The organism is Deltaproteobacteria bacterium GWC2_65_14, from assembly GCA_001797615.1.
Taxonomy (GTDB): domain Bacteria; phylum Desulfobacterota; class Deferrimicrobia; order Deferrimicrobiales; family Deferrimicrobiaceae; genus GWC2-65-14.
This window is the reverse complement of the sequence record MGPV01000029.1, coordinates 1-11,381: the sequence shown is the minus strand read 5'-3', so window position 1 is coordinate 11,381 and position 11,381 is coordinate 1. Positions and strand designations below refer to the sequence as shown.

The window sequence follows — 11,381 nt, the reverse complement described above, 5'->3', positions numbered from 1 at the left end:
GTCGCTCCAGGACGCCATCCCCCTGCTCCCCCGCGGGGTCCGGGAAGAGGTCGCCTGGATCTTCCAGCGGATCCGGATAGGGACACCCGTTTCGGAGGCGCTCACGCACTGGGAGAAGCGGCTTCCCTGCGAGGAGGTGGTCCTGTTCGTCCGCCCGCTGAACAGCGCCCTTTCCACCGGGAGCGACGTGGCGAATCTCCTCTCCCGGTGCAGGGATATCCTGCAAGCGAAATTGCTCATGGAAGGGCGGCTCCGGAGCATGACCGCCCAGTCCCGTCTCCAGGCGATCGTCCTCACCCTTCTCCCCCCGGGATTCATCCTCGTGCTGTCGAGGATCGATCCGGAGTATCTTCCCCGCTGCCTGGAGACGGCTCCGGGACTTGCGATCCTTTCCGTCGCCGCGATCCTCCAGCTGTTCGGGTGGCTCTGCATCCGGAAGATCATGGCGGAAACGCCGTGACCGCACGGGACCTGCTCCTGGTCGCAGGGATGGTGTTCCCGGGAGTCTATTTCCTGGTCCTGGGGATCGGCCGGCTGTTCCCGCCCGGCGGCGGGCAGCCGGTCAGCGACCGCATCTCCCGCCTTCACGTCACGGCGCGGGATCGGCTCGTCGAAACCGGGATCTTTCCGTTTCCGGGAGTGCGCCTGGTGACCTCCTGCCGTCCCCTCCATGCCGCGGAAGCCGCCTTTCTCGGAATCCTGGCCCCGGCCCTGATCGCGGATTGTTCGATCCGGCGGCTGTTGCTGCTTCTCCCGCTTTCCGGTACGATCGGCTTCCTCGTCCTCTTTCTCTCCATGAGGGAACAGGCGCGGCAACGGATCCGGGCGCTCCGTTCCTCCCTGCCGATCGCCTCCTTCCTGCTCTCCCTGCTCCTGGAAGCGGGGACCGGTTCCCATGTCGCCCTGCAGGAGGTATCGATGGCACTCCCCCGTGGGCCGCTCGCAGACGAGTTGAAGGAGATCTCCCGCGCCCGGATGCTCGGGATTCCCCGAAAGGAGGCGCTCGACCGTTCCCGGCACCGGGTCCCGCTCGACGATTACCACACCTTCCTGAACCTGATCCAGCAGGGGGAGGAACTCGGGGTCGGCCTGTCCCGGGCGCTCCGGGATCACTCGGGAAAACTGCTCGAAAAACAGCAGCAGCGGGCCGAGGCGTTCGCCCAGAAGGCGGCGATCCGGATTCTCCTCCCGCTGGTCCTCTTCATCTTCCCCGCCGTCTTCCTCGTGATCCTCTCCCCGGTCCTTCTGAACCTCTGGGAGATGTGGCGGCGGTAACGCCGGGCGCCCCTACATCTCCATCGAGAACTCCTGCATGTCGAACCAGAAGCCGCTCTGCCCGATCGAGTCGATCTCGGCCTTCAGGATCTTCATGTGGAGCTCCTCCTCCTTGGCCAGGGAAAGGAACATCTTCTTCGCATCCTCGGACTTCGCCTTCTCGGCCAGTTCGAGGTAGAACTGGTTCGCGACGATCTCCCGCTCGACGGCGATCCCGAGAATCTTGACCTCGTCCGCCTTCGCCAGGTCCTCGTCCTTGATGTCGAGCTTTTCGTAGGCGCTCCCCTCGAACACCGCGGCCACGTCGCGGATCTCCTCGGCCTTCGGGAGGACCCAGGGCTGCCCCTTGAGGAGGCTCAGCAGGTGCTTCTCGAGCTTGGTCATGTGGCCGACTTCGTCGGCGGCGAGGTTGATCAGCACATTTTTCGCCTTGGGGTCCTTCACCCGCTTCGCGAACTCGATGTAGGCCCGGATCGCTTCCTTCTCGCGATAGATCCCCCTGTGGATGATGGCGACCATTTCGGACGTTTTCATGGATTCCCCCTTGTCTGAGTTTCCCGGAATCGATCCGTTCTGGGAGAGATATCCCTCATGATACTCCAACTCCCGGCCGTACACCAAGACGGAAACCGGGATCCCGGGCGTCAACCATCCGAAGGGATTAAAGAATCCACCCGTTTTTTCCGATATTCACCATGGAAATCCGGAAGGTCCGGGCACGGGGGCATCGAAACGGGACATGCGCTTCAAACACAGCATCGCCATCCCGATCACCTTGTTTTTTCTGGTCATTGTCGCCGGGATCTTTGCGACCGGCTATTTCATCAACAAGAACGTCTTCTACACCGTGTTCGAGGAGCGGGAAAGCAACAAGTCGAAAAACATCCACCTGACGATCAACTCCATCCTCTCCCTGGAAACGAAGAAGCTGTCCAGCCTTTCCAAAATCCTGAAACACGACACCGACCTCTATTACGGCCTCTACCATTACCAGAAGACGGCCGGAGACAGGAAACCGCTGGCGGCCGCCATGAAGCAGCTGCACTCCCAGGTGAACCTGCAGACGTTCCTCATGGCAACCACCCAAGGGCAGATCCTCTACAGCGCGGACAAAGCGGAACTCCACGAGAAACCGGCCGCCTCCGAGGCGTTCCAGCGGGCGCTGAAGGGAGAGCAGGTTCTCGCGGTGACCCAGGCGGGCGGACGCTGGTCGCTGCGCTCTTTCGTTCCCATTTCCGTGTCCGGGAAGAATACCCCGACAGGGGTCCTGATCCTGGGAAACCGGATCGACGACGAGTTCGCCTCGAAGATCGCCCGGGAGACCGGAAGCCAGCTGTTTCTCGCCACCGCGGACGACGTGATCGCCGCCTCCTACCGGGAGTCGGGCCCGGAGCGGATCGACCAGGAGTTGGCCAGGAAAACGCTCCTGGAACAAAGACCGCTCTTCTACACCGACCGGGAGAACTTCCGGTCCTACACCTACGTCCCGCTGCGGATCCTGGAGGATGAGTTCTGCCTGGTCATCGAAACGGACATCAGCGTGATCAAGGACCTCCTGAAGAAGAACAAGGCCAAGCTGGCCGAATGGGGGATCTTCCTGTTCTTCGCCATCACGCTGCTGGGCTGCGTCGTGATGTACATGCTCATCCGTCCCCTGAGCCGGCTGGAGACGAAGGCCCGCCAGGTGATCGCGCAGTATTCCGAGGGGGAACCGGACCTCTCTCCCCGGGGAAACGAAATCTCCACGCTCGTCCGGGCGATCAACACGATGGTGAACACCGTCGAAAACCACATCGCGGACCGTGTCCGGGCCGAGGAGGCGCTGCGGGAGAGCACCCACATGCTCGAATCCCTGGTGGAGGCCTCCCCGCTGGCCATCTTCGAGACCGACGAGACCGGGAGGATCCGGGTGTGGAACCCGGCGGCGGAGAGCATCTTCGGGTGGCGCCGGGATGAGGCGCTGAACCTGCCGAACCCGATCTTCGCACGGGGAAGCAACCCGGAGCTGAAAGCGGCCTGCGACCGGACTCTCCGGGGGGAGGGGTTTTCCAACGTGGAGATCGCCGGCGCCGATCGGAACGGAGCCGGAATCGTCCTCTCCTTCTCCGGGGCGCCGCTTCTCGACCGGACGGGGAACCCGTCCGGGATGACGGCGATCGTCGCCGACATCACCGAGGCCAAGCGGGCGGAGGAAGCCCTGCGTCGAAGCGAGGAAAAGCTGATCCATTCCCAGAAGATGGAGGCGGTGGGAAGACTGGCGGGAGGCGTCGCCCACGATTTCAACAACCTTCTTTCCGTGATCATGGGATACAGCGAGCTCCTCCTGGCCCGTTTGGCGGAGCGATCCCGGGAACGGCACGAGATCGAGGAGATCTTCAAGGCGGGCGAGCGCGCCTCGTCGCTGACGCAGCAGCTTCTCGCGTTCAGCCGCCTGCAGGTGCTCAAGCCGAAAGTGTTCCGGATGAACGAGGTGGTATCGGACCATAGCAAGATGCTGCGAAGGCTGATCGGGGAGACCTTCGAGCTGGCCATCGACCTCGACCCGGACATCTGGCCGGCAAAGGCGGATCCGAACCAGATCGGCCAGGTCCTGATGAACCTGGTGGTAAACGCGAGAGACGCCATGCCCGGCGGAGGAAGGATCTCCGTTTCGAACGGAAACGTGGAGTTCGGGGAGCCTCTCGTGGAGGAACGGCTGACCATTCCAAAGGGCCGGTACGTCCGGGTCGACGTGATGGACGACGGGTGCGGGATGAACCCGGACACGTTGGCCAGGATCTTCGAGCCGTTCTTCACGACGAAGGAGCAGGGGAAGGGAACCGGCCTCGGCCTGGCCACCGTCTACGGGATCGTAAAGCAGAGCGGAGGATACATCAGCGTCGCGAGCAGCCCCGGGGAGGGAACGACCTTCTCCCTCTACTTCCCGGCGGCGGAGGATGCGGAAACCGGGCCGGAGGAAGAGGCCAGGACCCCGGAGAAGGAGGAAGCGACGGGGGGGGAAACCCTGCTCGTCGTCGAGGACGAGGAGATGGTTCGGGAGCTGGCCTGCGAAGCGCTGAAGGGGTTCGGATACTCCGTCCTCGAGGCCTCCACGGGCGCGGAGGCGATCGCGTTGGCCGGGGGATACCCGGGGCCGATCCACCTCCTCGTGACGGACATGGTCATGCCGGGGATGAACGGCATCGAACTGGCCCGCGAGCTGACCGCCTCGCGGCCCGGCCTGCTCGTTCTCTTCATCTCGGGCTATTCCCGGGAAGCGGTCACGCAGCTGGGAGACGTCGACGCCAGGGGGGTATTTCTCCAGAAACCGATCACCCCCACGAAACTCCTGGAGAGCGTCCGGGGGATCCTTTCCGGAAACGGAGATCCCGCGCGCTCCGGGAACGGCGGAGACGCCTCCGGCGACTCCCCGCCGGACCGGCCGCCTACTTCTCCAGGGTCAGGTGCTCCCGGCGGTGCGAACCGATGACGAACGTGACCCGCGCGCCGGGCTTGAGCATCCCCTCCCGGTTCTTGAAGAGGATGGAGTGGACCGTTTTTTCCTCGATGTTCTCCGTTGCCTTCACCTGCCCGATCCGCTGCAGCTGCATGAGGTAGAACTTCTCGCCCGTCGCCTCGTCGACCAGGAACAGATCCGGGCGATTCGGATCGAACGGCTCCTTCCCGTGGAAGCGGAAGCGCACCTCTACGAACTCCCCGTTCGCGACAAGACGGCAGGAGACCGGATCGATCCGGGTCGCGGAAAAAAACCGGGGTTTCCCACAGGCGTTCCACGTCAGGATCGATGCGGCAAGCAGGCCCCAGGCGACGATCTTCCGCACCCCCATCATCCCCCTCCTCCGGCGTCGGGTCCAGAATCGCGTCCCCATTGTATCACTCCCGACATGGAGGCCAAGCGGTCCTCCTGCTCCAGCGGTCCTCCTGCTCCGCCACCCCGCAACGCGAGACCGAGGGCGAAGGGCGCCGGGCGATTGCTTCGGCCGTCCGGTATTGGGTACACTGGCCCGGTACCGTTCGTTCCCATCACCGATCAGGCGAGGATCGCGTGGAAATCGACGAAATCCGAAAGCGGATCGACCTGCTGGACGACGAACTGCTGCGCATCTTCAACGAGCGGGCCCGGCTGGCGCTGGCGATCGGGGAGATCAAGAAGCTGCTGGGGCTTCCGGTCTACGACCCGGCCAGGGAAAAGCGGATCTTCCTGCGGATGAAAGAGTCCAACCCCGGTCCCCTTGATGGCGGGGCGATCGTGCGCCTCTTCGAACGCGTCGTCGACGAATCGCGCCGCCTGGAGCGGATCATGTCCCGCGCGGGGGAGGAGAAGGAATGCTGATCATCACGAAAAGAAACGCCCCAGAGGATGCGCTGGACGCCATCAAGGAATACCTGACCAACCACGGGTTCGACATCCACCAGTCAACCGGGGCCAACCGGACGATCATCGGCGTGATCGGCGACACCGATGCCCTGGACGAGCGGGAAGTCGAGAGGCTGCCCGGTGTCAGCCAGGTGATCCGGATCCGGAAGGACGACTAACCCCCCCCGGTTCTCCGCGACACCAGCGTCATCCATCCCCCGGCCGCGATCGTTTCCAATAGCGTGAGCGGGTACCGTTCCAGGAAGAACCGGAAGGAATGGAACTCGCTTTCCAGGATCCCGGAAAGGACCAGTATTCGGCCATCTAGCATCTTTCCTGTAATCTTTCCCATGAGGTCAACAAGGATGGGGGTTCGCAGGTTCGCCAGGACGATGTCAAACCGCCCCTCGGCCGACTCGATCCCGCCATGGAGAACCTGCACCCCTTCCCGGATCCCGTTCAGGAGAAGGTTCCCGCGCGCTTCCCGGCAGGCCGACTCCCGGATGTCGACGGCGGTGATATGCGAAGCCCCCAGTTTGCGGGCCGCAATGGCGAGGATCCCCGACCCGGTTCCCAGGTCCAACACCCGCTCCCCACCCTCCACCACCTTCTCCAGCGCGACGATACATCCTTCCGTGGAGCCGTGGCCGCCGGACCCGAATGCGTGACGGACCTCGAGGAGGATCGGAATGCGTCCGGGGGCGGAGGGGGGCGAACGAAGGCCGCGGTCTCCCCGGACGACCAGGAACCGCTCCCCGACCGGACGGGGCCTGCGGAGCCAGAAGGAGCGGGGCTCCCAGCATTGCTCAATGAAGGGTTCTACCGATTCATACGACAAGAAGGACCCCCCTCCTCCATCCTCGGTCCCGGCCAGCCGGGCGCCCCGGGATCGAACGCGCCCAACAGCCCCGGGTGGATCGCCTACCTCGGGGCGAGGCGGATCGCGCCGTCCAGGCGGATCACCTCCCCGTTGATCATCGGGTTCTCGACGATGTGCCTCACCAGCGCCGCATACTCCGACGGCTGCCCGAGCCGGCGCGGGAAGGGAGCCATCTTCCCGAGCGACTCCCGCACCTCGTCCGACATCCCGGCGAGCATCGGGGTGTCGAAGATGCCGGGGGCGATGGTATTGACCCGGATCCCCAGCCCCGAGAGGTCCCGTGCCGCCGGTAGCGTCAGCCCCACGATGCCGGCCTTCGAGGCGGCGTAGGCGGCCTGTCCGATCTGCCCCTCGTAGGCCGCCACCGAAGCCGTGTTCACGATGACACCCCGCTCCCCCGTAGGGAGCGGATCCCGCTTCGCCATCTCGGCGGCGGCGAGCCGGATCATGTTGAAGGTCCCCACTAGGTTCACCTGGACGCAGAAGGCGAAGGAGGCCAGGGCGTGGGGGCCGGATTTCCCGAGCACCCGCTCCGCCACGGCGACGCCGGCGCAGTTCACCAGCCCGCGCAGCCCTCCGCCGGCAGCCGCGGCCGCATCCACCGCCGCACCGGCGCTCTTCTCGTCCGTCACGTCGGTCTCCACGTACCGGATCTTTCCCGCCGTCACGAGAGCCTGCACCGCCTTCTCCGGGGGCTTCCGGTCCGCGACCACTACCTGCGCCCCCTCGCCGGCGAGCAAAACCGCGGTGGCCGCGCCGAGTCCCGAACTCCCGCCCGTGACGAGGAACGTGTGGTTCCGGATCTCCATCGGTCTCTCCTTTCCGGCGGGGGATCCCCCGCGAAGCCGTTCAGATCCTCTCGATCACCGTGGCCGTGGCCATCCCATGGCCGATGCACATCGTCAGAAGCCCGATCCGCCCGCCGGTCGCCGTAAGCCCGGCGAGCATCTTGGCGAAGAGGCCGGCCCCGGTGGCCCCCAGCGGATGCCCGTGGGCGATCGCCCCTCCCCAGCGGTTCACCTTCTCCATATCGGCGGAGAGATCCCTCGCCCACGAGATCACCACCGTGGCGAAGGCCTCGTTGATCTCGATCCAGTCGATATCCTTGAGCGAGAGCCCTGTCCTCCTCAGCGCCTCGCGGGTGGCCGGGATCACTCCCGTAAGCTGGAGGGTGGGGTCGGATCCCACGGCGACCCGCGCGAGGAAGCGGGCCTTCGGCCGCAGCCCCTCAGCCCGCGCCGCCTCTTCGCTTGCCACCAGCACCGCGGAGGCCCCGTCCGAGATCTGGCTCGAATTGCCCGCCGTGACCACCCCGTTGCCGGCCGGCCGAAACACCGTGGGCAGCGCCTTCATCTTCGCCTCGTCGAGGATATCCCGGATCCCCTCGTCCCTTGCCAGCGCGACCGGCTTCCCTTCCTTGTCCGCCCCGGTCGTCAGAAGAAGCTCCGTGTGGAGGCCCCGCTTGGCCGCCTCGCTCGCCCTGCGGTGGCTCTCCATCGCGAACCGGTCCGTCTCCTCCCGCGGGATCCCCCACCGGTCCGCGATCCGCTCCGCGCTCTCCCCCTGGTGGATCAGCTCGTGATGCGTAAAGAGGGCCGGGTTCAACACCTCGAACCCCACGTTCTCCAGCCCGCAGGCGATGTCGGAGAACATGGGGACCCGGGTCATGCTCTCGATGCCGGCGCCGATCGCGAAGTCCATGTCGCCCGCCGCCACCGCCTGCGCCGCGAAGTGGACCGCCTGCTGGCTCGATCCGCACATCCGGTTGAGCGAGACGCCGGGCACTTCGACCGGGAAGCCGGCCAGCATCACCCCGAGCCGGGCCACGTTGGCCGCCTGCTCCCCCGCCTGGGTGACCGCGCCGCAGATCACGTCCTCCACTTTCTCGGGGGAAATCCCCGCCCGCTCCACCAGCCCCTTCAGCGCGTGGGCGAGGAGGCTGTCCGGCCGCACCTCCCGGAGCGCCCCTCCCCGCCGGCCGAACGGTGTCCGCACCGCCTCGATGATCACCGGATTCGCCATGGGTCCCTCCCTCTTTGCCCGGTCGCCGCTCCTACCGTTTCGTCAACTCCCGGACGATGACGTTTCTCTGGATCTCGTTGGTCCCCTCGTAGATCTGGAGGAGCTTGGCGTCCCGCATCAGCTTCTCCACCTCGTACTCGGCGCTGTACCCCATCCCCCCGAATACCTGCACCGCCTCGGTGGCCGCCCACATCGCGCCGTCCGCCGCGAAGGCCTTCGCCGCCGCCACCGCCTCCGTGCACCTCATCCCGCGGTCCGCCATCCAGGCCGCCCGATGCGTGAGAAGCCGGGCGGCTTCGGCGCGGATCGACATCTCGGCGATCTTGTGACCCACCGCCTGGTGCTCCACGATCCGCACGCCCATGCTCTTCCGCTCCATCGCGTAGGCGAGCGACTCGTCGAGGCACCGCTGGATCAATCCCGTCGCCATCGCGGCCACGAACGGCCGGGAACGGTCGAAGATCCGCATGGCGAGGGAAAACCCTTCCCCCTCCGCCCCGATCCGCGCGCTCTCCGGCACCCCGACGTCGGAGAGGAACACCTCGCAGGAGGGAGAGGCCTTCTGTCCCATCTTCGGGATCGGCTTTCCCACCTCGACCCCCGCGGCGTTGCGGTCGACGAGAAACAGGGTGATTCCCTTGTGACCCCCTTCCGCATCGGTCTTCGCGAAAACGACCAGGAAATCTGCCACCGAGGCGTTCGTGATCCACACCTTCGCGCCGTTCAGAATGTACCGGTCCCCCCGCTTCACCGCCCGCGTCCGGATCCCCGCCACGTCGGAGCCAGCGGCCGGCTCGGTCAGGGCGAAGCAGCCGAACTTGCCGTCCATCAGCCGACCCAGGTACTTTTTCCTCTGCTTCCCGGTCCCCGCCATGAGAAGCGCCTCGACGACGAGGAAGTCGAGGCACATCGAAGTGGTGATCCCGGTGCAGCCCCACCCGAGCTGCTCCGCCACCAGCGCAAGCTCCATGCTGCCGAGGCCGCTCCCCCCGTACTCTGCGGGGACATTGATGTTGAGCAGCCCCGCCTCCCTCGCCTTCTCGATGATCTCCCGGGGGAATCTCGCCTCCTTGTCGAGCTCCTTCGCCACCGGAACGATCTCGTTTCGCGCGAACTCCCGCGCGAGGTCGGAGATCATCCGCTGCTCGTCGGACAGGGCGAAGTCCATGCCGTTGCACCTCCACGGCGAAATTCCGATCCGCCGGAGAAATCCCCGGCGAAGCACTGCCATTATCTTATCGGGTGACCGGGAAACATCAACTGTTGAATATCCTTCAGATTTCCACTAAACGGTTGTGGAAGCGAGGCGGCCTCACCCGGAAACAGGCTACCGGGCCGAAACGACGTGGGGAAACCTTTCGTTCCACTCGCCGACGTGTCGGACAAGCAGAGCCGCCATCTGGTCTTGCGAAAGCTGTCCCTCGCTCCGGTAGAGCGTCTGCCCCATGGGGGAGAACAACGCATGCTGGGGAATGGTCCTGCCGGACTGTCCTTCCGCCACCACACGGGCCGGATCGAGACCGTGCCGCCCTGCCCAATCGGCCGCCGTTTCCCGCGTGGACGGGGTCAGCGCCTCCTTCCCGCCGGTCATCACGGTGAGGAATACGACTTTACGTCCCGCGATGGTTCCCCGGCGCATCAGGTTCCTGAAGGAAACCGCCTGGGGCCCGGAAGAGGAGCACCACGGGGCGGCATACTCCACGAAGAGGAACCGGCCCTCGAACAAGTCCGCGCCCACCGGCTGGCCCAGGGCGTTGGGCCCGTAGATTTTCCCGCGACCGCCCGAGTAGGAATAGTCGCCGTAATCCCCAACGTACGCGACGGGTTCTTTTTTTCCGCCGGCTGGAAAGCGAATATCGGGCAGGCCGATCTGGAACGTCTCCAGGAAGATGACCAGGAGGAACACGGGATAGACGATCGCCAGGAAGTAGAGCACCCACCCCCCCTCCCCGCTCCTCTCTATGCAAGCCCTGCCCGGTTTCTCGGGGTCGAAGTAGACCAGGGTCTGCGCCCCCGCAGGGTACCGGCTCACCGTCTCCTTCGCCTTCCTCCTGGCTCCGGTGTTCCCTCCGACGCCGATCTGCACGGTATCCCCTTCGTAAATTTCCCCCCGGGCGGAATACCGGTAGACCACCTTGGCGAAGTAATGGCTGCCGTCGTCGTTCGATTCCCTCACCACCTTCGACTGGAGGATCTCCCCCAGGGTCGAGGGCCATCGCTTGCTCCGTCTCACCAGCCGGACCTTCTTCCAGTAGAAGCCCAGGATGTAGAGCATGACGGCGCTCATCGCCAGAAACGCGAGGATATTCCCGATCGCTGTCATCGCCTCATGCCCCGTCCGCTTTTCCTTCTTCCCCGAGCCGAAAGTCCCGGGTCCCTTCCCTGTGTATCGGATGGAATCCGGAATCCGTTTAACGGATTTCCGCGGAAGTCTTGTGGAAAAGCCGGGGGGGGATCAGTCGAGGTCGACGTCCCTCAGGGGCTTGGTGGGCGGTTCGTCCTGGCTCTTCTCGAGGAACTCCTTGAACTTCCGGTCCATGGTGGCCCCTTTTTCCTTGTCGGTCCTGACGATCTCCTGGTAGCGCGCGTCCACCCGCGCCTTCTCCTCCGCCAGGAGCTTCATCGCGTCCTTGAGGTCCGCGGACTTCCTCGGGTCTTTCGCCTCTTTCCACTCCTTGACCGTTCCCTCCCTGGGGTCGACCAGGAGGGTCGCCTTGCAGCAGGGGCAGGTCACCTGGAGGGTCGGATCGCCGGGTTCGCTCATGGCCCGATTATAGCCGATCCGGATCGATCATGCAGCGTTCACCCCGCACTCCGCTCAATGTCCGGCCTCCTTCCCCCACAACT

At 65.1% G+C, this 11,381-nt stretch carries 13 protein-coding genes and 1 pseudogene (1 of these 14 running past the window's edge); 6 read left to right on the top strand and 8 right to left on the bottom strand.

Going from position 1 to position 11,381, the window contains the following annotated elements; translation table 11 throughout:
- The 3 genes and pseudogenes from A2X88_00445 to A2X88_00435 form a co-directional block, all read left to right on the top strand.
- Positions 1-80 (top strand): annotated as a pseudogene (locus A2X88_00445) (hypothetical protein) (it extends 331 nt beyond the left edge of the window).
- A gap of 56 nt (positions 81-136) precedes the next feature.
- Complete coding sequence (locus A2X88_00440; protein ID OGP34440.1) at positions 137-460, top strand: hypothetical protein; 324 nt, start codon at positions 137-139, stop codon at positions 458-460.
- The gene (locus A2X88_00435) at positions 457-1,275 is read left to right on the top strand and encodes a hypothetical protein (protein ID OGP34439.1); all 819 of its coding nucleotides are present in this window, start codon (positions 457-459) and stop codon (positions 1,273-1,275) included. The genes A2X88_00440 and A2X88_00435 overlap by 4 nt, the downstream gene beginning before the upstream one ends.
- 12 nt (positions 1,276-1,287) lie before the next feature.
- Here the strand turns inward: A2X88_00435 and A2X88_00430 are convergent, their stop codons facing one another.
- The gene (locus A2X88_00430; GenBank protein ID OGP34438.1) at positions 1,288-1,923 is read right to left on the bottom strand and encodes a hypothetical protein; all 636 of its coding nucleotides are present in this window, start codon (positions 1,921-1,923) and stop codon (positions 1,288-1,290) included.
- A 91-nt stretch (positions 1,924-2,014) separates the two neighbouring features.
- On the opposite strand from A2X88_00430, the gene A2X88_00425 reads away from it, so the two are divergent.
- Positions 2,015-4,744 (top strand): hypothetical protein, encoded by a 2,730-nt coding sequence (locus tag A2X88_00425; GenBank protein ID OGP34437.1) that lies wholly within the window; start codon positions 2,015-2,017, stop codon positions 4,742-4,744.
- Here A2X88_00425 and A2X88_00420 read toward each other — a convergent pair.
- Positions 4,701-5,105 carry a hypothetical protein gene (locus A2X88_00420; protein ID OGP34436.1) on the bottom strand — a complete coding sequence of 135 codons (405 nt, stop codon included), beginning with the start codon at positions 5,103-5,105 and terminating at the stop codon, positions 4,701-4,703. The two genes, A2X88_00425 and A2X88_00420, sit on opposite strands and share 44 nt — an antisense overlap.
- Before the next feature lie 215 nt (positions 5,106-5,320).
- Between A2X88_00420 and A2X88_00415 the strand changes: the two genes are divergently transcribed.
- Together A2X88_00415 and A2X88_00410 are read left to right on the top strand one after the other, a co-directional pair.
- Positions 5,321-5,608: a chorismate mutase gene (locus A2X88_00415; GenBank protein OGP34435.1), complete on the top strand. Its 288-nt coding sequence runs from the start codon at positions 5,321-5,323 to the stop codon at positions 5,606-5,608.
- Positions 5,602-5,811: a hypothetical protein gene (locus tag A2X88_00410; protein ID OGP34434.1), complete on the top strand. Its 210-nt coding sequence runs from the start codon at positions 5,602-5,604 to the stop codon at positions 5,809-5,811. Before A2X88_00415 ends, A2X88_00410 begins: the two co-directional genes overlap by 7 nt.
- On the opposite strand, the gene A2X88_00405 is transcribed toward A2X88_00410, so the two are convergent.
- The 6 genes from A2X88_00405 to A2X88_00380 all read right to left on the bottom strand — a co-directional run bounded on the left by A2X88_00405 (position 5,808) and on the right by A2X88_00380 (position 11,298).
- On the bottom strand, positions 5,808-6,470 hold the full coding sequence (locus tag A2X88_00405) for a hypothetical protein (GenBank protein OGP34433.1): 663 nt from the start codon (positions 6,468-6,470) through the stop codon (positions 5,808-5,810). The two genes, A2X88_00410 and A2X88_00405, sit on opposite strands and share 4 nt — an antisense overlap.
- An 83-nt stretch (positions 6,471-6,553) precedes the next feature.
- Complete coding sequence (locus A2X88_00400; GenBank protein ID OGP34432.1) at positions 6,554-7,321, bottom strand: 3-hydroxy-2-methylbutyryl-CoA dehydrogenase; 768 nt, start codon at positions 7,319-7,321, stop codon at positions 6,554-6,556.
- A gap of 40 nt (positions 7,322-7,361) precedes the next feature.
- Positions 7,362-8,534: an acetyl-CoA acetyltransferase gene (locus A2X88_00395; GenBank protein ID OGP34431.1), complete on the bottom strand. Its 1,173-nt coding sequence runs from the start codon at positions 8,532-8,534 to the stop codon at positions 7,362-7,364.
- 31 nt (positions 8,535-8,565) lie between these two features.
- On the bottom strand, positions 8,566-9,702 hold the full coding sequence (locus A2X88_00390) for an acyl-CoA dehydrogenase (GenBank protein OGP34430.1): 1,137 nt from the start codon (positions 9,700-9,702) through the stop codon (positions 8,566-8,568).
- A 159-nt stretch (positions 9,703-9,861) separates the two neighbouring features.
- A complete protein-coding gene (locus A2X88_00385) occupies positions 9,862-10,857 on the bottom strand; it encodes a hypothetical protein (protein OGP34429.1) in 996 nt (331 codons plus the stop codon).
- Between the two features lie 132 nt (positions 10,858-10,989).
- A complete protein-coding gene (locus A2X88_00380) occupies positions 10,990-11,298 on the bottom strand; it encodes a hypothetical protein (GenBank protein OGP34428.1) in 309 nt (102 codons plus the stop codon).
- Between the last annotated feature and the right edge of the window lie 83 nt (positions 11,299-11,381).